Genomic DNA, 22,697 nt, shown 5'->3' on the forward strand with positions numbered 1-22,697 from the left:
TAAAGCTATTTAAAAATCATGATTAATCTTTCACTTTCGGTTTTATGGAATTTTTTGAGTTTGTAATCTCCAAAAATATCTAAAAGATAAATTCCGGCTTCATCCATTAAATCCTGAAAATCTTTTAAAGTCAGGGCTTTTACTTTTTCGGTAAAATGAAATTTTCTGCCTTGGTCTTCAAAATCAATTTCTTTAAAAATATGACCGTCTTCAACATATCTTTTTATGTGAAAATCTATTCCGTCAACTGTTTTAACTTCTTGGGGAACCAAAGTTTCAATTACCTGATTCACATTCATAAAATCAATAACGGCAAATCCATATTCAGATAAACTTTCTTTGATTGCTTTAAGCGTTGTTAAGTTGTCATCGTCACTTTCGAAGTAACCAAAACTAGTAAAAAGGTTAAAAATAGCATCAAATTTTTCTTCAAAAGGTTCGCGCATATCGTGCACTTTAAAATGAAGATGTTCGTTACTATTTTTATTGGCTTCGGCAATGCTGTTTTCAGATAAATCAGCACCTAAAACATTAAACCCTAATTGATTCAGGTAAATAGAATGACGTCCTTTTCCGCAGGCTAAATCCAGCACTTTTGCTTTTTCGGGAAGATTTAGATAATGCGTTAAGTTGTCCATAAAAATCTGAGCTTCTCTATAGTTTCTATCCTTGTACAGGATGTGATAATATGGAGTATCAAACCATGATGTAAACCAGTTTTCGGTATTTCTATCCTGATTTGGTGTTGATGAGTTGGGTGCGTCAGACATTTATTCTATTTCAATTAATATAAAGTACCGCAAATTTAGTGTATTTTTGCCGAAAAATAACTATTTCGCAAGGATACCTAAATAAAAGTTGGCATCTGCCTGCGATTGGAGTTGTTTTTTAATACAAAAATAAAGATGGAAGAAAATTTTAGAATGATTGCCAAATGTTTTTTTGGCTTTGAGGAGATATTAGAACAGGAATTACGTACGCTTGGGGCTCAGGATGTTGAAAAAGGAGTGCGAATGGTTAGTTTTAAAGGAGATAAAGGTTTTATGTACAAAGCTAATTTATCGCTTAGAACGGCACTAAAAGTTCTAAAACCTATTTACTCTTTTAGAGCTAATAATGAACAGGCACTATATAAAGGAATTTCGGGAATAAACTGGTCTAAATTATTGAATGCCAATCAAACTTTTGTGATTGATGCTACGGTGCATTCGACTTATTTTAATCATTCTGAATTTGTTTCTCAAAAATGTAAAGATGCAATTGTCGATCAGTTTAGAGAAAGAACAGGACAAAGACCAAGCATTGATAAACAATATCCTGATTTGAGAATCAATATTCATATTGATAAAGATCAGGTTTCTGTTGCCTTAGATACTTCCGGAAATTCGCTGCACCAGCGAGGTTACAGAACGGCAACGAATATTGCGCCTATAAACGAGGTTTTGGCAGCTGGAATTTTATTATTATCGGGCTGGGAAGGACAAAGTCACTTTTTAGATCCAATGTGCGGTTCTGGAACTTTCCTTGCCGAAGCGGCAATGATTGCCTGCAATATTCCGGCAAACATTAATCGTAAAGAGTTTGCATTTGAAAAATGGAAAGACTGGGATAACGATTTATTTGATCAGATTGTAAACAGTTTGATGAAGAAAACCAAAGAGTTTCATTATACGATAAAAGGTTTTGATAAAGCGCCAAGTGCAGTAAGCAAAGCTAAAGATAATATCAAAAATGCGAATCTGGAAGATTATGTAACGATTGAAGATAATAACTTTTTTGACAGCGAAAAAGCGGTTGAAGGAAAGCTTCACGTTGTATTTAATCCGCCGTATGATGAACGTTTAGATATTCATATGGAAGAATTCTACAAAAACATAGGTGATACTTTAAAGAAAAATTATCCGGGAACAAACGCCTGGTTTATTACTGCAAATCTTGAAGCTTTAAAATTTGTTGGATTAAAACCGTCAAGAAAAATCAAACTTTTCAACGGAAGCCTTGAAGCACGTTTGGTTAAATACAAAATGTACGAAGGAAGTAAGAGAACGAAATTTCAGGTTTCTGAATAGTAACAAAGGGACAAAGGTTCAAAGGAGCAGAGGTTTAAAAACTTTGTCCCTTTGAACCTTTGTAACTCTGAACCTCAAAAAAGAAAAAAAATGACAAAACTACAAGTAAGAGCGTTTCTATACCAATTAGGAAGTTTCGCGATTCTGTTTATTTTAGGAAGATTTATAATTGCAGAATATACAGGATTAACCGGAATCTGGATTCCGATGACATCGTTTGTTGCGGCGACTATTATTGCGCCTAAGTTTCAGGCTGTGAAAACAAAAGACGGCGAAAAACTTTTTATGAAATGGATTTTTATAAAAGGAATTAGAGTTATTGGATAAATTTTTAAAATCAGCAATATGAGGAAAATTGGACTTATTGGCGGTATAAGCTGGGTTTCGACTACAGATTATTACAAACTTATAAATCTGGGAATTAACGAAAAGCTGGGAGGTTTAAACTTCTCTGAATGTTTGGTTTATTCTTTTAATTATGCTGATATTAAAAAGAATAATGATAATAACGATTGGGATTCGACTTTCAAGATGCTTTTTAAAGGCTGTGAATTTTTAAAATCGGGTGGGGCAGAAGCTATTATTTTGTGCGCCAATACGATGCATTTAATTGCTGATAAACTTCAGGAAGCGATCGATTTACCGGTTATTCATATTGCGGCTGAAACGGCAGTAGAAATTCAAAAACAACAGCTTAAAAAAGTGGGTTTATTAGGAACTAAGTTTACAATGGAATTGGACTTTTTTAAAGATAAACTGGCTGCACAAGGCATCGAAGCGATAATTCCAACCAGTGAAAATGATAAAGATTTTATTCATTATACGATTTTCGAAGAATTGGGAAGAGGAATTGTAACCGATGAAATGAAAAAACGTTATATAGAAATTGCTAACGAACTGATTCAAAACGGTGCAGAAGGAATTATTTTAGGTTGTACCGAAATTCCTTTGGTAATAAAAGAAGGAGATTTATCGGTTCCTATTTTTGATACAACTTTAATACACGCAAAATCGGCTGTTGAATTTCAGTTGTCTTAAATAAAATAAGTATAAAAAAAAGCCACGAATTCAGGAATTTAAAATATTAGATTCTTGAATTCGCGGCTTTTAATTTTTTGTAAAACTATTTCTTTTTAGGAGCTTGTTTTTGAATTTCAGGCACAATTACCTTTTTCTTGTAAATAGGAATGAAATAAGAAACGGTATAATTAAAACCTACACCAAAACTTCCGTCATAAGTTCTGTTGAAACCCGGAATATAAAGGTTATCAAAGCCAGAAGGTTTATTGTTCATTACCAAAAGCTTTAACTGAACGCCAAAACCTACGAATAAATTATCAAAAACTTCTGCTTTAATTCCTCCTGCAACTTCAAGCCAGGCAGCACTTAAACCGCTGTTTTTTTGATTTGCTTCGATTGAAGGTTTTTCTCCCCAATACGGATTTGAATTGTAAATTTTATAGCTGTTTAAGTCTTGACTGAAAGAACTGAAACCGCCTCGTAAACCAATAGTAATAAGGTTTTCCATATCAAGCCAGTTGTCATACAAATTGTAATCAAATCCTCCTTTAATATAGGTTCCTGTAGCTGTAGAGTTTAATCTGTCGTCATCTGTAGTTTTGTCTTCAAAACCCAATTCGGCAGCTAAATAGTATCTTTTTGTTAAACGCCAGTCACCGGTAAATTCTACACCTTTATAATCCTTATCATAAAAACCTCTGGTTAATTTGTACAAATCAACACCCACACGCAAACCGTAACGATCTGTTTTAGGCGGAACAATAGTGTCTGCTTTAACTTCCTGAACCACGGGTTTTGCAGTTTTAGTTTTTGGTTTTTCGGTAACTATTGGTTTTATTACTGTCGAATCTTTTATTTCCTGAGCATGTCCCAAAAGCATTGCAAAAACGAAACAAAGACTAAAATAATATTTCAAGGTGTGTTTCATTTTCCAGTTCAATGTTACGGGTTTTTAAATTTAAAGTCTTCATCCAAACGCCATCTCCTGTATCAGGATCATCTGTACGTATATAGCCAGAAGTATTAGGTAATTCAGTAGTTTGCTCGTTAAGCATAAAAATGGTTTTAAAACCACAAGCTCTGGATACGTAAGAAGTTTGACGTGTATAGTTAAATGTTATTATATCGCTGTTTGTGACATCCGGGTTTGGATCATCAGAATCTAATATAAATTTATAACCAGTGATATCTTCATCTATTTTTAGCGGTATAGAAATCGTATTTCCGTTTGCCAGGTATTTTGTTGTAGATGTAGCGTTTTCATTAAAAACAATTCCGTTAGGATCAGCGCCCGGGCCAATACCAACAACTCTTAAATTGGTAACACTTCTTGGTGTAGACGGATCTGCACTGCTGTAAAATTTAATTACTAATCTTGGAGTAGTAGGTGTATTTGCGTCGCAGATATCATCTTTTTCACAGCTGGATAAACCAAATGTAAAGACTAATAAAAGAGAAATTATTTTTTTCATCTAGCGTTTTATAATTATCGAAGTTCTAAAAGTACAACATTTTCAACATGATGCGTCTGCGGAAACATATCAACCGGACGTACGCGGGTTACCTTGTATTTTTCGTCCATTAAGGCTAAATCACGTGCTTGTGTTGCAGAGTTACAACTTACATAAACTACCTTTTTTGGAGCAATTTTTAAAATCTGATCAATTACAGCAGCATGCATTCCATCTCTCGGCGGGTCAGTAATAATAACATCAGGTTTTCCATGCTGAGCAATAAAAGCTTCGTTGAATACCACTTTCATGTCTCCAACAAAAAACTCACAATTCGTAATATTATTGCGTTCAGCATTGGCTTTAGCGTCTAAAATTGCTTCTGGAACACTTTCTACACCAATTACTTTTTTGGCTTTTTTAGAAACGAACTGTGCAATAGTTCCCGTTCCTGTATATAAATCATAAACAGTTTCTTCTCCTGTTAATCCTGCATAATCACGCGTTATTTTGTATAATTCGTAAGCCTGATCTGAGTTAGTCTGGTAGAAAGATTTAGCGTTGATGCTAAATTTTAAACCTTCCATTTCTTCCAGGATATAATCTCTTCCTTTATAAAGTTTAATATCCTGATCGTAAATTGTATCGTTTTGTTTCGCATTTACCACATATTGTAAAGAGGTAATCTGCGGGAATTTTTCGTATAAATGATCTAAAACCAATTCGCGGTTTGCTTTATCATCTTCAAAAAACTGAATCAAAACCATGATTTCGCCAGTTGAAGCGGTACGAATCATTAAAGTTCTTAATAACCCGGAATGTTCTCTCGGATTAAAAAAAGCTAAATTATGCTCGTTTGCAAAGGCTCTGATTTCGTTTCTGATAGCATTTGAAGGATCTTCCTGTAAATGACATTTTTCGATGTCAAGAATTTTATCCCACATTTTCGGAATATGAAATCCTAAAGCATTTCTGTTTCCTAAATCTTCTGTACTTCCAATTTCTTTTTCAGTTAACCAACGGCTGTTAGAAAACGAAAATTCCATTTTATTTCTGTAGAAAAACTGTTTATCTGAACCCAAAATAGTTTCAAATTCCGGTAATTCAACTTTTCCAATACGCTGTAAATGATTTTTTACCTCGTTTTGTTTGTAATACAGCTGCTGGCTGTATTTCATGTTTTGCCATTTACATCCGCCGCACACACCAAAATGATCGCAGATTGGATCAATACGATGTTCTGATAATTCGTGAAATTTCACGGCTTTTCCTTCGTAGTATGCTTTTCTTTTTTTGAATGTTTGTACATCAACAACATCGCCAGGAACGACATTCGGAATAAAGATTACTTTTCCGTCAGGAGCTTTTGCTACTGAGACTCCCTTTGCTCCGGCATCAAGAACCTGAATTTGATGAAAGACAACTTTGTCTGTATTTTTTCTTCCCATAGCGCAAAAATAAGGGTTTGTAAACTTTTACAAATTTTATTTTCATAATATTTTATCAAATTGTGTAATTTACTAGTTTAATAAACTTTAAAAGTTAACTTTGTTCCTGATATTCAGCCCCAAGCTACAATATATTATCAATAGTTTTGTTATGTTTTTATGAAGTTGTATCATAATCTTTCACAAATTAGCTTTTTGAAAAAAAGTTATGCGTTAAAATTTTTATTTGTCGCTTTTATAGGAATACATATTCCATTAATTGGAATTTTATTTTTTGTTCTTTTTTTCGAACAGACTATTTCACCCACATCGATTCTGATTTTTTCATTAATAATGACATTATTGGCAACCGTTGTTACTCTTGTTGTCTTAAAACAGCTCATAAGACCTATTTCTATTGCCTCAAGATCATTAGATGATTATAGAAACAAAAGAAGATTATCAATTCTCCCAACAGAATATACTGATGAAGCCGGACTTTTAATGTGCAATATTCAGGAATCGATTTATGAGGCTGAAAGTTTTATAAATGAAAAGCAGGATTTAATTTACATGCTTTCACACGATTTAAAAAACTTTGCCGGAAATCCACAGGGTTTGGCAAAACTAATTTTAAGCGAAAATCCTTCAGAATCTGTTAAACATCTGGCTGATTTAATTTGTGAGTCGACCAATTTGCAATTCCGATACATCGAAAACTTCATTAAACTATTAAAAGAACAAGATCAGGTTTTAAAAGTAAATCAGGAAACCAAAACTATTTATTTTGAAAATATTCTTCCTTTTATCAATGAACAGGTTGAACAGCGATTAATAGATAAAAATATACTCTTGAACTTAAGTGTTGAAATTGAAGAAGCTAAACTTTGGATTGATGAAGGTTTGCTGGTTCAGGTTTTGGTAAATTTAATTAGTAACGCTATTAAGTTTTCTTATTTTGACAGTGATATTAAAGTCAGAATTTATAAAGAAAACTCAAATCTTGTTATTACTGTTGCAGACAGAGGAATTGGTTTTGATAAACATCAGATGGAAGAATTATTTAAAAAATTCACCAAAATGAGCCGTTTAGGAACTGCTAATGAATCCTCAACTGGAATCGGACTTTATTTATGCAAAAAAATTATCGAAAAAAATAAAGGCCGATTAACTGCCATAAGTGAAGGCAAAAATAAAGGTGCTGAGTTTAAGATTGAGTTTGAGATCTAAGATTCTAAGTTTCTAAGATTCTAAGATTTTGAGTTTTTTCTTTCTGAACTTAATTTTTTATTTGTTCATCCATTAATTCTTCATCATCCCTTTCGCGGGAAAGAATTAATAGACATACAACTTTTAGATAAAAACTTATATTTTTCATGGTTTGGTAATTTTGGTTTGGATCTGTTATGAAGATGCCTATTCTTTTAAAAGGTTGCGCGAATAAACTAAAAAAATATCCTGTCATTAATATTTTATGCAAAGAAGAAAACTTTAAGCTTATATAAAAGCTCCTTAAAGATATTTAAGCAATAAAATAGGGTAGATGTAAAAAAAAGGGAAGCTTTATTTAAATAAAACTTCCCTTTTTTTGAGATTATTCATTTATGTTTTACCAAAGATGATGTACGTCTTGCTTTATATACTTTTCGTAAATTTTATTCATTTCCGAAATTTTCTCTGAACTTAATTTTGGTAAATCATATACTGATAAATTAGAAAGCACATGACTTTCTTTTGAAGCTCCGGGAATAATACAGCTAATTTCGTTAAAACTCAAAATCCATTGCAAAGCAATAGGAGCAAGGTTTGCAGTTTCCGGAAACAAGGCTTTTAATTCTTCAACAGCTTTTAAACCTAAATCATAATCGATTCCTGAAAAAGTTTCGCCTTTATCAAACGCATCTCCGTTTCTGTTGAAATTCCTATGATCTTGTGCGTCAAAAGTGGTTTTAGCATCAAATTTACCCGTTAAAAGTCCGCTTGCAAGAGGAACTCTCGCAATGATCCCGATATCTTTCTTTTTAGCTTCAGAGAAAAATAATTGCGACGGACGCTGGCGAAATAAATTAAAAATAATCTGAACCGTTGTTACATTCGAATATTCAATTGCTTTCAATGCCTCTTCAACTTTTTCGACACTCACGCCCAAATTCAAAATTTTACCCTGATCTTTCAAACGATCAAACATTTCAAAAATTTCAGGTCGGTAGTACACTTCCGTAGGCGGGCAATGCAGCTGAATCAAATCTAAAGTTTCTAATCCGGTTCTTTTAAGGCTGTCTTCAACAAATTTCTGAAGTACTTTTGGCTGATACCCATCATTCACATGTGGATTAATCTGACGTCCGCATTTTGTTGCAACATAAATACGTTCAGAACGCGAACTAACTACTCGTCCAACAGCAGTTTCGCTTAATCCGTTTTCATAAACATCGGCAGTATCTATAAAATTTACACCGTTGTCAATTGCTGTGTTGATAAGTTCATCAGCAGTTTTATCGTTAAATCCTGAACCCCATTTTCCTCCAACCTGCCAGGTTCCAAGTGAGATTTCAGATATATTAAAGTTTGTTTTTCCTAGTTTTCTGTAAAGCATTTTTTTTAAGTTACAAAGGTTCATAGATACAAAGTTACAAAGGTTTTTGTAGAGGCGCACAGCAGTGCGTCTTTTAGGAAATTATAAGATTAGTTCCGCTAACCCTTTGTTCCTTTGAACCTTTGTCGCTTTGTCCCTCTTTTTAATCAAACAAATCCGAAGACAAATATCTATCACCGCGATCGCAAATAACAGCTACTATAACGCCAGATTCTAATTGTTCTGCGAGTTTTAAAGCTACGGCAACAGAGCCGCCGCTGCTCATTCCGGCAAAAACACCTTCTTCGAGCGCTAATCTTTTAGTCATTTCTCGTGCTTCTTCTTCGCTGACATCTATAACAGTATCTACTTTTGAAGCATCAAAAATTTTGGGTAAATATTCCTGGGGCCATTTACGAATTCCCGGAATTTGAGAACCGTCGCTTGGCTGTGCGCCAATAATTTGAACAGCAGGATTCTTTTCTTTTAAATAAGTCGAAGTTCCAATGATAGTTCCTGTAGTTCCCATTGCCGAAACAAAATGCGTTACAGTTCCATCAGTATCATTCCAAATTTCAGGCCCGGTAGTTTTATAATGCGCTTTCCAGTTGTCATCATTTGCAAACTGATTTAGCATTATATAACCGCCTTCAGCCACTTTTTTGTCGGCATAATCCCTTGAACCAATAATTCCCTCTTCAGCGGGCGTTAAAATAACCGTAGCGCCATACGCACGCATAGTTTGTGTTCTTTCTTTTGTAGAATCTTCCGGTAAAATTAATTCTATCTCTATTTGAAATAATTGAGCAATCATCGCAAGAGCAATTCCGGTATTGCCGCTTGTTGCTTCAATTAATTTATCTCCTTTTTTAATTTCTCCTCTTTCAAGCGCTGCAGCAATCATGTTATATGCTGCTCTGTCTTTTACACTTCCACCAGGATTATTTCCTTCCAGTTTCAGTAAAAGCTTAACGTTTTTATTCTTAACCAAATTGACGGTTTCCATTAATGGAGTATTTCCAATTAGGTTTAGTAACTTCTGTGGACCCATTTTATTTTTTTTCTTTTATTTTAACTTCTGTTGTGGTGGTATTCAGTACAATCGAATCTTCGGGAATTGATTTCGTAATCCATGAATTACCGCCAATAATACTGTTTTTCCCTATGATGGTTTCGCCTCCTAAAATCGTTGCATTGGCATAAATGCACACATTTGCTTCAACGGTTGGATGTCTTTTCGCATTTTTCATATCTTTGCTTACACTCAAAGCTCCAAGCGTAACACCCTGATAAATCTTAACATGTTTTTTAATAACGCTGGTTTCGCCAATAACAATTCCTGTGGCGTGATCTATAAAAAATGGCGAAGCAATATCGGCACCGGCGTGAATATCAGTTCCGGTAATTCTATGTGCATATTCGCTCATTAATCTTGAAAAAAGCAATAAATCTAACTGATACAATTCGTGGCTTAATCTGTAAATGGCTATGGCATAAAAGCCCGGATAGGCTAAATAGACTTCATCGATGCTGTTTGATGCAGGATCATTTTCAAGAATATATTCGGCATCCTGATTTAATTTTTCTAAAACGCCCGGAAGTTTTGCTACAAATCTGTCCCATATTGATTCGCATAAATTTTGAGGTTTTTTGCAGGCTAAAACGGCTATTTCTTTAAAGCGGATTTCAAGTTCATCGATACTTTCGTCAAGAGCAGCATTTGAATCAAAAAGAGTGTAAAAAAGCTTCTCGGTAAAATCTTCAGTTTTGGTTTTGATACCGTAGTTTATATTAGAATGGCTTTTTAAAGCCTTAATATTTTGTATGATATTGTCTTTAGTCACAATAGTAAAATTGAGTGGATATTTTAAAACGTTAAAAGTAAGGTGTTTTTTGTAAATAAGGACACGATTTAACGAAAGAAATTTTGCTTTCAGAATTGTATTTGTGATAAATAAAAGATTAATAAATGCTTCTGTTTTATATGATTCTTAAGAAGTTAATTGTGTAAATTAGCGGATAAAATCTACAAAAATGAAAAATAATTCAACTTTTAAAAGTTCGATTTCTGATATTTCTTTTCCCGAAAGTGAGAAAATTTCCGGTAATTCTATCCACGATCCCATTTTAGGCCTTATTTTAAAAGATCATCCTTCATTTTGTGATGATGACTCTATTTCGGTTCAGGAATTGAATGAATACCGTCAAAAATATATTTCTAATTATTTATCGACTGAAATTGGAACACTTTCTGACCTTGAAAAAAGTGTTATTTCATCTTTAAAAGAAGATAAATCAATTGTGAGTATTGTTGAAGATGAAGATGAAAAAAGAAGTTTCGGTCAAAAAATAGCCGATAAAGTGGCAGACTTTGGCGGAAGCTGGACTTTTATTATTTCATTTATAGCTTTTATTGTTATCTGGATTGGCTCAAATGTTTATTTTTTACTGGATAAAGGTTTTGATCCGTATCCGTTTATTTTATTGAATTTGATTTTATCCTGTATAGCTGCACTTCAGGCGCCGGTAATTATGATGAGCCAAAACCGTCAGGAAGAAAAAGATAGAAACCGTGCCAAAAAAGATTATATGATTAACCTGAAATCTGAATTAGAAATAAGAATGATTCACGATAAAATCGATCATTTAATTATGCACCAGCAGCAGGAATTAATCGAAATTCAAAAAGTTCAAATCGAGATGATGAATGATATTTTAAATCAGGTTAAGAAATAAAACAGACCTAAAAATATCAAAGATAAAAGTGTTTGTAGTAATAACCCAGACACATAAAAATGATATTTATTCCGGCAGCTTTCCAGATAATTTTTTGGTAGTTTCTGGATTTATCCAAAAAATATAAAGCCAGTAAAATTAAAAATAAAAGGGTAGTGTAGATGGCCGGATACATCTTAAAAGCGGCCGAAAATTCGCCTTGAAAAAGTAAGAATAAAGAACGTTGAAAACCACAGCCCAGACACTCAATTCCGAAGAGTTTTTTGAATAGGCAGGGGATCATATATTTCTCTAAATTCACAGCGTAATTTTTTACAATTTTACAAAAAAATATTCGATAACATTTCAGAAGAAAGAAACTTCTATTTTAAAGTTTTATACTTTTGGATTCTTAAACTTTAGAAAATGAAAGCTTTTAAAATTTTAATTATGATTCTTGCCATTTCAGTTGCATTATATGAGCAGGTTTCTGATGATAAAAATATCTATATAATGGTAATTGCAATTGCCGTTTTTATGTATGGAATGATGCAGTTAAGCGCAAAAACGCCGAGTAAAAATCAAGAAAAAGAGGAGCAGGATGTTGACTAAAGGAGATAAAGTTTCGGTATTAGACGAAGCAATAAACGGAACAGTGGTTTCGGTGAAAAATAAAGAAGTTTTAATAGAAACTGAGGATGGATTTATGATGACATTTTTTGTCAATGAATTGCTTAAAATTCAGGATTCCAGTAATTTAATGAATTCTATTAAAAGAATTGATTTAGAAGAGGTTTCAAAAGAAAAAGCAGAACCAAAACCACGAAGTTTTGTCAAGGAAAAGAAAGATAAACGCGAAATTGCGGCTCCTGAATTTGATTTGCACATTGAAAAACTGGTTCCAAATAAACGCGGAATGTCAAATTATGATATCCTGACGCTTCAGACAGAAACGGCAAAAAGACATATTGAATTTGCGATTAAAAACCGCATTCCAAAAATCGTTTTCATTCACGGTGTCGGCGAAGGTATTTTAAAAGCCGAACTTGATTTTTTATTGGGTCGTTATGACGGAATTGATTTTCAGGATGCCAATTATCAAAAATACGGCTTAGGTGCGACGGAAGTTTATATTCGCCAAAACAATAAATAAAAGAATTTTTAAGACTTAAAATTCTTTATTTTTAAGCATAAAAAAACGTCTGTTTTTTGAATCTGATTTAATAGAAAACCGGATCAAAAAACAGACGTTTTTTGTAAGAATATTTTTTTGCTATTTTTTGGACGTTGGTGCTGTTACTGGTGGATCTGTTATTGTACCAAGAACAAAATTATCTGCTAAATAAAAGCTGCTGTTTCCTTTTTTAAGAGTAACATTTTTTATGGTAATAGTATGTTTATAAACAATACTTGTTGTACCTGTTGCTGTTGTTGTAACTTCAACAATACCTTTGTTATCTGCTACGCTATTCCATACTGTGCTTATAGCTGGTGCAGAAGGTGCCGGGGTTATACAAAAGTACGAGCTGGTTAAAGTACCTGTATTAGATTTAAAAGTAGTATAATTTATATTGTTTGCTGCTGCTGTTATGGCTGCAGATCTTGTACCTACTACTTGTTTAATAAGTGTCTGGTCCAGATTATTAACCTGCATAAAAGAAGTTGGATTAAAATTATAAACTTGTTTCTTATCTGTACATTGTAATGCCGGAGTTGTAAAAGTTAAATATAACGGATCCGGTGAAGTTGTGTAATTTCCAAAAACAAATTCTTCTTCTGTTTGTGGACCTGCAGGTTTTAAGAAAGTAATATTTCTAAAAACAATTTGATGATTGTAACCTGTAATTCTTGTACTTCCGTCAGTTTGGCTTTTATCTCCTGTAACTTGTGATGATGTAATTTCAATTATACCTGCTGTAGCCTGCCATTCTTCTGTTACATTTGGTGTTCTTGGCGGTATTGTACCACAAATATTATCAACTGCAACTTTACCGTCATAAGCTCTGTAAAGTACACGATAAGTTGAATTGTTTATATCGTAAGTAAGCGGATCACCATCTGGTGTAGCGTCGTTTTTAATACTGTTTGCCGGCAGCTGAAGTATTAATGCTTCCTGAGTTTTTAATTTATAAATTAGAGTTGGCGCAGTCTCGTCAGTACTTGAATTAGGACATTTTGCTGAAGTCTGAATATCTTCAAAATTAATTGTATCTACAGTTAAATCGCCGTCGTCGCATCCGTTTAACAAAAGAGCCAATATCAAAAGGCTTACATATTTTTTCATCGTAATTTTATTTGGGTCAAAAATAGTGAAAAATTTGGCAAATGAACTTTTAGATTAGACAATTGATATTTCATAACTTTGCAGCAATGAAAAAAGTATACCTCGATAACGCCTCAACAACTGCTATGCGACCTGAAGTAATTCAGGAAATGACTAAAATTATGGCAGAAGATTTTGGTAACCCGTCTTCTACGCATAGTTTTGGACGAAATGCTAAAACAGTTTTAGAACTTTCAAGAAAAAGTATTGCCAAACATTTAAATTGTTCTGCGCAGGAAATTATTTTTACTTCTGGCGGAACGGAAGCGAATAACTGGATTCTGAGATCGGCTGTTGAAGATTTAAAAGTAGAGCGTATCATAACTACAAAAATTGAACATCATGCTGTTTTATACAGCGTTTTGGCATTGCAGTCTGATTATAATATTCAGGTAGATTATGTAAATGTTAATCAAGACGGAAGTATTGATTTAACGCATCTTTCTAATTTGCTTTCTGATGAAAAGAAAACCATTGTTAGTTTAATGCACGTAAACAACGAAACTGGAACTGTTTTAGATTTGGATAGAGTTGGGGTGATCTGCAAACAATACAATGCTTTATTTCATTCAGACACCGTTCAGTCAATTGGAAAAACTGAAATCGATCTTCAAAAAATTCCTGTAGATTTTATTTTAGCAAGTGCACATAAATTCCACGGACCAAAAGGCGTTGGTTTTGCTTTTATCCGAAAAAATTCTGGTTTACAGCCGTTGATTTTTGGCGGTGAACAAGAAAAAGGTCTTCGCGCCGGAACAGAAGCCGTACATCAAATTGCCGGAATGGCAAAAGCGTTGTCTCTTTCTTATGAAAATTTAGACACAGAAAGAGATCATATTTCTGATCTTAAAAAATATCTTATAGAACAATTGGAACTTAATTTTCCGGGTTTTAGAATTAACGGAAAAAAAGACGATTTTTATAATATCATCAATATCACGTTACCTTTTTCTTCAGATAAAACTTCAATGCTTTTATTTAGTTTAGATATGAAAGGAATTGCAGTTTCAAGAGGAAGTGCCTGCCAGTCCGGAAGTATAAAACCTTCGCATGTTTTAAAAGAAATGCTCTCAGATGATGATTTAAAATTACCAAATCTCCGAATTTCATTTAGTCATTATAATACTAAAGAAGATATCGATTGGTTGATTGAGAGTCTTAAAGTTGTTTAGTTTTTAGGTGCAAAGATTCAGAATTGCTGAGGGGCTAAGCGGGTGTAAAAAAACTTTAGTTAAAAAAATAATCACAAACATTGTCATTTCGACGAAGGAGAAATCTCCGCAAGTAACTCCGTAACAAAAATCCAATCTTTGTCGAGTTTCTCGTGGAGATTTCTCCTTCGTCGAAATGACAAAACTAGGTGTTAAAAAATCTAAAATCTACACTCTAAAATCTAAAATTACTTACGAATAACTTTTACCTGCGAATCGTTTGTCAATTTTATAATTGTTGATGGTTTTCCGGCGATTTTATCCTGATTTAGTTTTACAACATAATCAACACCTTTAATAATTTCGGGATTAATGTCTTTGAAAGAAATAGGAGTAGGCTGTCCTGAAATGTTTGCAGAAGTCGAAACCAATGGTTTTTTCATTCTTTCCATTAACTTGAAACAAAAAGGCTCTTTTACCAATCTTATTCCTAATGATTTATCGGCTGCAATAATATTATGTGCAACGTTTCTGGCTTCGTCTAAAATTAGAGTGGTTGGTTTTTCAGATAAATCCATAATCTGCCAGGCCACTTCAGGAACGTTTTTAAAAACGTTGTAAATCATTTTTTCTCCATTCATTAAAACAATCATGCTTTGTGTTTCGGCGCGTTGTTTTAGTTTGTAGATTTTGGCAACAGCTTCAGGATTAGTAGCATCACAACCTATTCCCCAAACGGTATCTGTAGGGTAAAGAATAATGCCGCCTTCTTTAATCACTTCATAAGCATTGTGAACTTCAGTATTTATATCTTGATTCATGACCTAAATATTTTAATAATAACAGAATAATGCTCTGTATTACAATGTTTGTGTATTTATAATTTGAGTTATATTTTTTAAATCGGCTTCAGAAATTCCCACATAAAGGGGTAAACATAAAATTCGCGATGCGATAGATTCAGAAACAGGCATTTTTTCTCCTTTTGTATATTCTATAGTATTCAAAGAAGGATAAAAATAACGGCGGGGAATTATATTGTTATTTGCTAAAGCTTCCAAAACTCGTAATAAAGTTTCTTCAGAATCTAAAATTACAGGATAATAACTATAATTCCATTCTGTGTTTTCTCTTATTTTTAAAGTTTTTACAGTATTGAAATTTAAATTGTTATTATAGAAATCAACCACTTTTTTTCTTTCAGAAATAATATGATCCATATATGGAAGTACCGCCAGACCCAATGCTGACTGTAACTCAGAAATTTTAGCATTTATTCCTAAACCATGAAAAGCCAAAGGACCATTGTGTCCAAAATTATGACTGTAATAAAGCTGATGAAAAATGGCTGCATCGTTGCAAAACATAGCGCCGCCTTCTCCCGTATGAAATAATTTAGTAGCGTGAAAACTACAAGTGCTTACATCTCCAAAATTAAATACAGACTGATTGTCGAATTTAACTCCAAAACAATGTGCAGCATCATAAATAACTTTTAGATTGTGCTTTTTTGCAATATTTTCGATAGCAATAACATCACAAGGATTTCCAAAAACATGGGTTGCTAATATTGCAGTTGTTTTGGGTGTTATTGCAGCTTCAATTTTGGTTTCGTCAATTGTTAAATAATCCTGATTGATATCTACAAATACGGGTTTGCAGTTTTCCCATACAATTGCCGCAGATGTGGCAACATATGAAAATGGTGTTGTAATGATTTCACCGCCTTCTCCAAAAAGTTTTAAGGCAATTTGAATAGGAATTGTACCGTTATTAGTAATTATCAAATTAGAAACGCCAAGAAGATTTTTAAGCTTATCTTCTAATTCTAAAGTAAGTTCGCCTCTATTTGTTAGCCAAACTTTATCCCATGCACGTTTTACATAAGAATTATATTCTTCTTGCGGGGGCAAAAAAGTTTTGGTTACAGGAATCATTTAATTATGGATTTAATGAGTTTAATTTATCATTACGGATAAACTATTGTTATATTTGCGGGGTAAAATTAGGAAAAGAAACCTTAATTTTTGACATAACTGAATATTATAACATTTTAAGAAGTAAAACTTTTGGTTAACCTGATTGGTAAACAGGAAGTTAAAGTTTTAATCCAATTGATAAGGATGTGTTTTTGATATTTGGTATGATTAATGTAAAAAATGAACACAAAATAAATTTAAGATTACTATGGAAATCAACGCTTTTTTGAAAAATTTTGCAGATATTTTAGATGATACAGATGCAGCTTTAATCACGCAGGAAACTGTTTTTAGAGATTTAGATGAGTGGAACTCATTAACAGCGTTATCATTAATTGCAATGGCAGATGAAGAATACGATGTAAAATTAACTGGAGATGAAATTAAATCTTCTAATTCATTAAATGATATCTTCGAAATAATTAAAAATAAAGCATAATTAAATGGCAGCTTTTTCAGTAAATGATATTGCAATAAAAGGTATTTCCTGCTGCGTTCCTAAAAATAAGGAACTGAATGTCGATTTAGATATATTAACATCAGAAGAAATTCAAAAATTTATTGAAGCAACCGGAGTTGAAGAACGACGTATTGCTACAAAAGAAATTTGCACATCTGATTTATGCTGCGAAGCCGCCGAAAAGCTTATTAAAGATTTAAATTGGCAGAAAGACGAAATTGAAATCCTGGTTTTTGTTTCTCAGACTGCCGATTATATTTTACCTGTTTCTGCCGCTATACTTCAGGACAGATTGGGTTTGTCTACTAATTGTATTGCTTTTGATGTTCCGCTGGGATGTTCTGGTTATGTGTACGGAATGTCTATTATTGCCGGAATGATGAAAGCGACCGGTTTAAAAAAAGGTTTACTTTTAGCCGGAGATACAAGCAGTAAACTATTATCTAAAAAAGATAAAAGTACCGTTCCGCTTTTTGGTGATGGAGGAAGTGCCACTGCATTTGAATTTGATGAAAAAGCAGAAAACTTACTTTTTGATTTAGGTACAGATGGTTCCGGATATAAAGCCATAATTGTTCCTGACGGAGGGTCAAGAAACAGAATAAATGAAGATTCTCTTATTGTAAAAGATATTGAAGAAGGAATCAGCCGTAATGCCTGCAATTTGGTTCTTGACGGAATGGACGTTTTTGGTTTCGGAATTTCACAAGCTCCTAAAACCGTAAAAAAGCTTGTTGAAAAATTTGAGATTGATATTGATAAAATAGATCATTTTGTATTTCATCAGGCCAATTTGATGATGAATAAAATGATTGTCAAAAAATTAAAACTGCCGGTTGAAAAAGTTCCTTATTCCTTAAAAGAATTTGGAAATACTTCTTCTGCCACAATTCCTTTAACTATTACTGCCGAATTAAAAGAGAGTTTAACAAACGCTTCTAAAGATTTAATAGTTTGCGGATTTGGAGTTGGTTTATCTTGGGGAACAGCAAGAATTAAGCTGGATAATGTTGTGATTTCTGATTTAATAGAAATATGATAAAGAATCTGGATTATATAGACGATGAAGTTTATTTAAAAGAAAAATCCTTGTTTTTTAATGAATCCTGGATTTTAGCAGCTCATAAAAATGAACTATTAAACAACAACGATTTTGTAACTTTTGAATACTACGGCGATAAAATTTTTATTCAAAATTTTAATGGCACCATAAAGTCTTTTCAAAACGTTTGTCTTCACAGATTTAATACCATACATGAAGAACCTTTTGGAAACAGGGTTTCATCTTGTTTGTATCATAATTGGACTTACGGAAAAAAAGGAAATGTTGTGGGCTTAATGTGCCGAAATTCTTTTGAAAGAGACCATATAAACGAGTTAAGACTTAAAGAATATGAAGTTGCCTTTTGCGGCGATTTTATCTTTTTAAAATTAAACGATAAGTTCGACAAAACTTTAGAGCAGTATTTAGGAAATATATTTACACCGCTTGAAGAAATAAGCCAGCATTTTGGTTCAAAAACAATCGATTATACAATTGAGCACAAAGTAAACTGGAAACTTTTGATAGAAAATGTTCTGGAATGCTATCATTGTACGTCAGTTCATGAAAATTCATTTGCAAAAATGGGATTCGGATCTGTTCCGCCAGAGAAATTTGATTTTTTTGATGCACACAGCTGGTGCGAATTTCCAAAAGGCGAAGATGTAAAACCAAATAAGATTATCGAAAAATCTTTGGCAGGAAGAACTTTTAAAACGCAGGGATATCTGCATTTTTATCTTTATCCAAATGCATTTGTAAGTTCAGTTGAAGGAAAAGGATTTTATTTAGGATTTATGCTTCCGGAATCTTCTTCAAAAACAAATTTAAGAGTACGCTATTTTGCTCCAAAATTTGAAAAAGAATTAAGCGAATCAGAACAAAATATTATTGATTTTATAAATACAAGTTCAAACGATTCTTTGGATTTAGTTTTAAATGAGGATAAAAAAATTGTAGAAAATATTCAGTCTAACTTAAAAAACTTTAAAGACCATTCGCCAATATTTGGCGATGAAGAATTTAGAATTTTAAAGTTTTACGAATATTTTAATAAACAAAAGAACAAAAGCAAATACAATGAATCCATTTGATTTATCAGGAAAAAAAATTTTAGTAACCGGAGCATCTTCGGGAATTGGTTATGAAACTTGTTTAGCAATTGCAAGGCAGGGCGGAAGTTTTATAGCAATTGCAAGACGTAAAGATTTTTTGGAAAAATTAATAGAAGAATGCGGAAGTGAAAATAGTTTCATAACGGCAGATTTATCTCAAATGGAAGATATTAAATCTATTGTTGATACAATCGAAAATGTTGACGGAATTGTACATTCGGCGGGAATAGTGTCTTTGGCGCCTGTTAAATTTTATTCGGAAGAATTAATGAATGAAATGCGAAGCATCAATTTTGATTCAATTGCTTACTTGGTTAATTTGATTTTCAAAAAAAAGAAAATTAATAAAGGAAGTTCCATTGTTTTAGTTTCTTCAATTGCCGGTTTATTTGGAATGAAAGGAAACGGAATTTATGCAGCAAGCAAAGGCGCATTAATTGCAATTTCTAAAGTTTGGGCAAACGAATTTGCATCAAGTAAAACCCGTGTAAACTGCGTTTCGCCGGGAATGGTAAAAACAGAAATTACATCAAAATCGATTGAAGATTTATCTTTAGAAGTAATTCAGCAAGACGAAAAAAAATATCCTTTAGGATATGGAGATCCCGTTCAGGTTGCCAACCCAATTGTGTTTTTGTTATCTGACGCAAGCAGCTGGATTACCGGACAAAATTTAGTATTAGACGGCGGAAGGACTTCAACCATATAATTTGAAGATGAAAGCAAATATTAAAGCCATATCATATTATTTACCTGAAGAAATTTTATCTAATGATTTAATTAATCAGGCATTTCCAGAATGGGATATTGAAAAGATAAGTTCAAAAACGGGAATCAATTCCCGACATATCAGTGCTGATGATGAATTTTCATCAGACATGGCTGTTAAAGCGGCAGAAAAATTATTTGCAGAACATAATATTGATCGATCTACTATTGATTATTTGTTGTTTTGTACGCAAAGTCCTGACTATTTTTTACCTACAACCGCTTGTATCATTCAGGATAAATTAGGATTAAATACTTCAGTTGGAGCTTTAGATTTTAATTTAGGATGTTCTGGTTTTGTTTATGGATTAAGTTTAGCAAAAGGTTTAATTGCTGGTGAAATGGCAAAAAATGTTTTGTTGATTACTTCAGAAACCTATTCAAAATTTATTCACCCAAAAGATAAAAGCAATAAAACTATATTTGGAGATGCCGCCGCGGCAACTTTAATTACAAGCGACAAAGGTTTTTGTTCAGTAGGTAATTTTATTTTTGGCACCGATGGAAAAGGGGCAGAAAACCTAATTGTAAAACAAGGCGGAATGCGTTTTCCGGTTTCAAATGAAAATGAAGATATTCAGGATGAATTTGGAAACGTGAGAAACGATAAAAATTTGTTCATGAACGGAACTGAAATTTTCAATTTTACAGGTGAATTTGTTCCGAAACTTACAGAAGCTATTTTAGACAAATCAAACTTATCTAAAGATGATATCGACTTGTTTATCTTTCATCAGGCAAATAAATACATGCTGAATCACTTAAGAAAAAAAATAAAAATCCCTGAAGAAAAGTTTTTTATTGCAATGGAACATTGTGGTAATACAGTTTCATCAACCATTCCAATCGCTTTATACGAAGCTCAAAACCAAGAAAAACTAACTAACATTAAAAATTTAATATTAGCTGGTTTTGGAATAGGATATTCTTGGGCTGCCTGTAACTTAATTATAGAATAATGAAAAATTTAGTAATAGTAGGCGCAAGAGGATTTGGACGTGAAGTTTATGACCTTGCGACACAATGTTCTGGTTATAATCTCGAATATGTAATAAAAGGTTTCCTTGACGATAAGGCTGATGCGCTTGATGGTTTTGAAAATTATCCTTCGATTATTTCTTCTGTAGAAGATTATAAAATTGAAGAAGATGATGTTTTTGTCTGCGCATTAGGAACTGTTGCATGGAAAAAACATTACGCCGAACTGATTATAGCAAAAGGAGGCAGGTTTATTAACTTAATTCATCCCTCTACAAAATTAAATACAAATGCTGTTGTGGGAACTGGTTTACTGGTTTTTATGTATGCAAATATCAGCAATGACTGTATTATCGAAGATTTTGTTACCATACAAGGTTATGTTGGTTTGGGGCATGATACTAAAATTCATAAATGGGCGCATTTAAGTTCTTATTCTTTTACGGGAGGTTTTGTTGTTCTTGAAGAAGAAACGACCCTTAATACCCGTGCAACTGTGCTTCCGCGTGTAACTGTTCGCAAAGGCGCTACAGTTGGTGCCTGCAGTCTTGTAATCAAAAATGTAAAAGAGAATACTACCGTTTTTGGTATTCCGGCAAAGAAGCTAGACTTTTAGAATACAATCAAAAAATAATTAAAAAACCGAAATACTATTTCATGAGAGATCAAAACAGCATCATTTTAAATTGGACTGGCGATATACAAAAACCAATCGTTAGTATTTTATGCGATACTTTTAATCATGAAAAATTTATTACAGAAACTTTAGAAGGTTTTTTAAATCAAAAAACGACATTTCCATTTGAGATCATTGTACATGATGATGCTTCAACAGATAATACAGCCAGTATTGTTACTGAATTTGCCCAAAAATATCCCTTAATTATTAAAACCGTTTTACAGAAAGAAAATCAATATTCTCAAAAGATTAATTTTTGGAGTGATATTACTTTTCCCATGGCGCAGGGAAAATACATCGCCTTATGCGAAGGAGATGATTATTGGATCGATGAATTAAAATTGCAAAAGCAAGTAGACTTTTTAGAAAGCAATCCTGATTATGCAATTACATGGACAGATTTCCTTACCAAAAAAGAAACAGAATTAATTCCTAATGATTTCAGCAGCACTTTGCCAGCTGTTTATACGATTGATTTTAATACACTCTTTCAGCCTTATTGTACTTATACCTTAACAAGTCTTTTTAGAAAAGAAGCCGTTGATCCTTTAGATTATAAAAAATTCAAGTACGGAAAAGATAATACACTTTATGCATTAGCACTTTGCAATGGAAAAGGAGCGTTTCTAAATTTTCAGGGCGCAGTTTACAGATGGCATTCGGGCGGAGTTTATTCCTTAAAAACACCTTTTTTCCAGCGATATTCTTCTTATTTAAATATAAAAGAAATACTTGAAAACATTCCACAGGCCAGAACTAATAACATGAAAAAAGTTATGGCAACCTTATTAAAAGCTTCAGCATTTGAAGCTTTAAAATTGCGCAAAACGGATCAGTATAAAACTATTGAAGAACCGGAGAAAGCTATAAGTGAATTTTTAGACAAAGCCAATCTGTCATTAAAAATGAAATATCTGTGGCGTTATATTAAAACAAATATTTAAT

The 22,697-nt window shown here is 32.9% G+C and carries 26 protein-coding genes; 15 read left to right on the forward strand and 11 right to left on the reverse strand.

The genetic code is table 11. The features are described from left to right. Positions 1-5: 5 nt before the first annotated feature. Positions 6-770, reverse strand: a complete 765-nt coding sequence (locus APR43_RS04920) for a class I SAM-dependent methyltransferase (protein WP_053473654.1) — start codon at positions 768-770, stop codon at positions 6-8. 135 nt (positions 771-905) lie between these two features. Here APR43_RS04920 and APR43_RS04925 point away from each other — a divergent pair, with 135 nt between their 5' ends. The 3 genes from APR43_RS04925 to APR43_RS04935 all read left to right on the forward strand — a co-directional run bounded on the left by APR43_RS04925 (position 906) and on the right by APR43_RS04935 (position 3,107). Further along, positions 906-2,069 (forward strand): class I SAM-dependent RNA methyltransferase, encoded by a 1,164-nt coding sequence (locus APR43_RS04925; protein WP_053473653.1) that lies wholly within the window; start codon positions 906-908, stop codon positions 2,067-2,069. A 90-nt stretch (positions 2,070-2,159) separates the two neighbouring features. Further along, the gene (locus tag APR43_RS04930) at positions 2,160-2,396 is read left to right on the forward strand and encodes a hypothetical protein (RefSeq protein WP_053473652.1); all 237 of its coding nucleotides are present in this window, start codon (positions 2,160-2,162) and stop codon (positions 2,394-2,396) included. 18 nt (positions 2,397-2,414) lie between these two features. Continuing rightward, positions 2,415-3,107: an aspartate/glutamate racemase family protein gene (locus APR43_RS04935; RefSeq protein ID WP_053473651.1), complete on the forward strand. Its 693-nt coding sequence runs from the start codon at positions 2,415-2,417 to the stop codon at positions 3,105-3,107. Between the two features lie 85 nt (positions 3,108-3,192). On the opposite strand, the gene APR43_RS04940 is transcribed toward APR43_RS04935, so the two are convergent. From APR43_RS04940 to rlmD, 3 genes are read right to left on the reverse strand one after another with little or no spacing between them, the layout of a single operon-like run. Continuing rightward, positions 3,193-4,017: a DUF6048 family protein gene (locus APR43_RS04940; protein WP_053473650.1), complete on the reverse strand. Its 825-nt coding sequence runs from the start codon at positions 4,015-4,017 to the stop codon at positions 3,193-3,195. Beyond that, positions 3,989-4,561, reverse strand: a complete 573-nt coding sequence (locus tag APR43_RS04945) for a DUF6452 family protein (protein ID WP_053473649.1) — start codon at positions 4,559-4,561, stop codon at positions 3,989-3,991. Before APR43_RS04945 ends, APR43_RS04940 begins: the two co-directional genes overlap by 29 nt. A 14-nt stretch (positions 4,562-4,575) precedes the next feature. After that, a complete protein-coding gene (rlmD, locus tag APR43_RS04950) occupies positions 4,576-5,988 on the reverse strand; it encodes a 23S rRNA (uracil(1939)-C(5))-methyltransferase RlmD (RefSeq protein ID WP_053473648.1) in 1,413 nt (470 codons plus the stop codon). A gap of 333 nt (positions 5,989-6,321) precedes the next feature. On the opposite strand from rlmD, the gene APR43_RS04955 reads away from it, so the two are divergent. After that, a complete protein-coding gene (locus APR43_RS04955; protein WP_240514928.1) occupies positions 6,322-7,197 on the forward strand; it encodes a sensor histidine kinase in 876 nt (291 codons plus the stop codon). 379 nt (positions 7,198-7,576) lie between these two features. Here APR43_RS04955 and APR43_RS04965 read toward each other — a convergent pair whose 3' ends face one another. The 3 genes from APR43_RS04965 to epsC all read right to left on the reverse strand — a co-directional run bounded on the left by APR43_RS04965 (position 7,577) and on the right by epsC (position 10,386). Next, positions 7,577-8,563 (reverse strand): aldo/keto reductase, encoded by a 987-nt coding sequence (locus APR43_RS04965; RefSeq protein WP_053473645.1) that lies wholly within the window; start codon positions 8,561-8,563, stop codon positions 7,577-7,579. 142 nt (positions 8,564-8,705) lie between these two features. Continuing rightward, positions 8,706-9,593 (reverse strand): cysteine synthase CysM, encoded by an 888-nt coding sequence (cysM, locus tag APR43_RS04970; RefSeq protein ID WP_053473644.1) that lies wholly within the window; start codon positions 9,591-9,593, stop codon positions 8,706-8,708. Position 9,594: 1 nt separating this feature from the next. Next, on the reverse strand, positions 9,595-10,386 hold the full coding sequence (gene epsC / locus APR43_RS04975) for a serine O-acetyltransferase EpsC (RefSeq protein ID WP_053473643.1): 792 nt from the start codon (positions 10,384-10,386) through the stop codon (positions 9,595-9,597). A 190-nt stretch (positions 10,387-10,576) separates the two neighbouring features. On the opposite strand from epsC, the gene APR43_RS04980 reads away from it, so the two are divergent. Then, positions 10,577-11,278 carry a DUF1003 domain-containing protein gene (locus APR43_RS04980; RefSeq protein WP_053473642.1) on the forward strand — a complete coding sequence of 234 codons (702 nt, stop codon included), beginning with the start codon at positions 10,577-10,579 and terminating at the stop codon, positions 11,276-11,278. Between the two features lie 16 nt (positions 11,279-11,294). On the opposite strand, the gene APR43_RS04985 is transcribed toward APR43_RS04980, so the two are convergent. Then, the gene (locus APR43_RS04985; protein ID WP_309842061.1) at positions 11,295-11,561 is read right to left on the reverse strand and encodes a DUF2752 domain-containing protein; all 267 of its coding nucleotides are present in this window, start codon (positions 11,559-11,561) and stop codon (positions 11,295-11,297) included. A gap of 122 nt (positions 11,562-11,683) precedes the next feature. Here APR43_RS04985 and APR43_RS04990 point away from each other — a divergent pair, with 122 nt between their 5' ends. Then, positions 11,684-11,869, forward strand: a complete 186-nt coding sequence (locus tag APR43_RS04990; protein WP_053473640.1) for a hypothetical protein — start codon at positions 11,684-11,686, stop codon at positions 11,867-11,869. Then, on the forward strand, positions 11,859-12,410 hold the full coding sequence (locus APR43_RS04995; protein ID WP_053473639.1) for a Smr/MutS family protein: 552 nt from the start codon (positions 11,859-11,861) through the stop codon (positions 12,408-12,410). The genes APR43_RS04990 and APR43_RS04995 overlap by 11 nt, the downstream gene beginning before the upstream one ends. Positions 12,411-12,530: 120 nt before the next feature. Here APR43_RS04995 and APR43_RS05000 read toward each other — a convergent pair whose 3' ends face one another. Beyond that, positions 12,531-13,541 carry a hypothetical protein gene (locus APR43_RS05000; RefSeq protein WP_053473638.1) on the reverse strand — a complete coding sequence of 337 codons (1,011 nt, stop codon included), beginning with the start codon at positions 13,539-13,541 and terminating at the stop codon, positions 12,531-12,533. Positions 13,542-13,627: 86 nt separating this feature from the next. On the opposite strand from APR43_RS05000, the gene APR43_RS05005 reads away from it, so the two are divergent. Continuing rightward, positions 13,628-14,752, forward strand: coding sequence for a cysteine desulfurase family protein (locus tag APR43_RS05005; RefSeq protein WP_053473637.1), 1,125 nt, complete (start codon positions 13,628-13,630; stop codon positions 14,750-14,752). 227 nt (positions 14,753-14,979) lie between these two features. On the opposite strand, the gene APR43_RS05010 is transcribed toward APR43_RS05005, so the two are convergent. Further along, entirely contained in the window at positions 14,980-15,552 is a 573-nt protein-coding gene (locus APR43_RS05010; protein ID WP_053473636.1) for an L-threonylcarbamoyladenylate synthase, read from the reverse strand. A gap of 39 nt (positions 15,553-15,591) precedes the next feature. Further along, positions 15,592-16,668, reverse strand: a complete 1,077-nt coding sequence (locus tag APR43_RS05015) for a DegT/DnrJ/EryC1/StrS family aminotransferase (RefSeq protein ID WP_053473635.1) — start codon at positions 16,666-16,668, stop codon at positions 15,592-15,594. Between the two features lie 250 nt (positions 16,669-16,918). Between APR43_RS05015 and APR43_RS05020 the strand changes: the two genes are divergently transcribed. Genes APR43_RS05020 through APR43_RS05050 form a run of 7 tightly spaced genes read left to right on the forward strand, consistent with a single transcriptional unit; the run spans position 16,919 to position 22,696 of the window. After that, a complete protein-coding gene (locus tag APR43_RS05020) occupies positions 16,919-17,149 on the forward strand; it encodes a phosphopantetheine-binding protein (protein ID WP_053473634.1) in 231 nt (76 codons plus the stop codon). 4 nt (positions 17,150-17,153) lie between these two features. Continuing rightward, entirely contained in the window at positions 17,154-18,209 is a 1,056-nt protein-coding gene (locus APR43_RS05025) for a 3-oxoacyl-ACP synthase III family protein (protein ID WP_053473633.1), read from the forward strand. Next, positions 18,206-19,306, forward strand: coding sequence for an aromatic ring-hydroxylating oxygenase subunit alpha (locus tag APR43_RS05030; RefSeq protein WP_053473632.1), 1,101 nt, complete (start codon positions 18,206-18,208; stop codon positions 19,304-19,306). Before APR43_RS05025 ends, APR43_RS05030 begins: the two co-directional genes overlap by 4 nt. After that, positions 19,293-20,036, forward strand: a complete 744-nt coding sequence (locus tag APR43_RS05035; RefSeq protein ID WP_053473631.1) for an SDR family NAD(P)-dependent oxidoreductase — start codon at positions 19,293-19,295, stop codon at positions 20,034-20,036. Before APR43_RS05030 ends, APR43_RS05035 begins: the two co-directional genes overlap by 14 nt. A gap of 7 nt (positions 20,037-20,043) precedes the next feature. Continuing rightward, positions 20,044-21,054: a 3-oxoacyl-ACP synthase III family protein gene (locus APR43_RS05040; protein WP_053473630.1), complete on the forward strand. Its 1,011-nt coding sequence runs from the start codon at positions 20,044-20,046 to the stop codon at positions 21,052-21,054. Beyond that, a complete protein-coding gene (locus APR43_RS05045) occupies positions 21,054-21,689 on the forward strand; it encodes an acetyltransferase (RefSeq protein WP_053473629.1) in 636 nt (211 codons plus the stop codon). The genes APR43_RS05040 and APR43_RS05045 overlap by 1 nt, the downstream gene beginning before the upstream one ends. A 41-nt stretch (positions 21,690-21,730) precedes the next feature. Next, a complete protein-coding gene (locus APR43_RS05050; protein WP_053473628.1) occupies positions 21,731-22,696 on the forward strand; it encodes a glycosyltransferase in 966 nt (321 codons plus the stop codon). The last annotated feature ends 1 nt before the right edge of the window (position 22,697 follow it).

The organism is Flavobacterium sp. NLM, from assembly GCF_002210235.1.
Classification (GTDB): Bacteria; Bacteroidota; Bacteroidia; order Flavobacteriales; family Flavobacteriaceae; genus Flavobacterium; species Flavobacterium panici.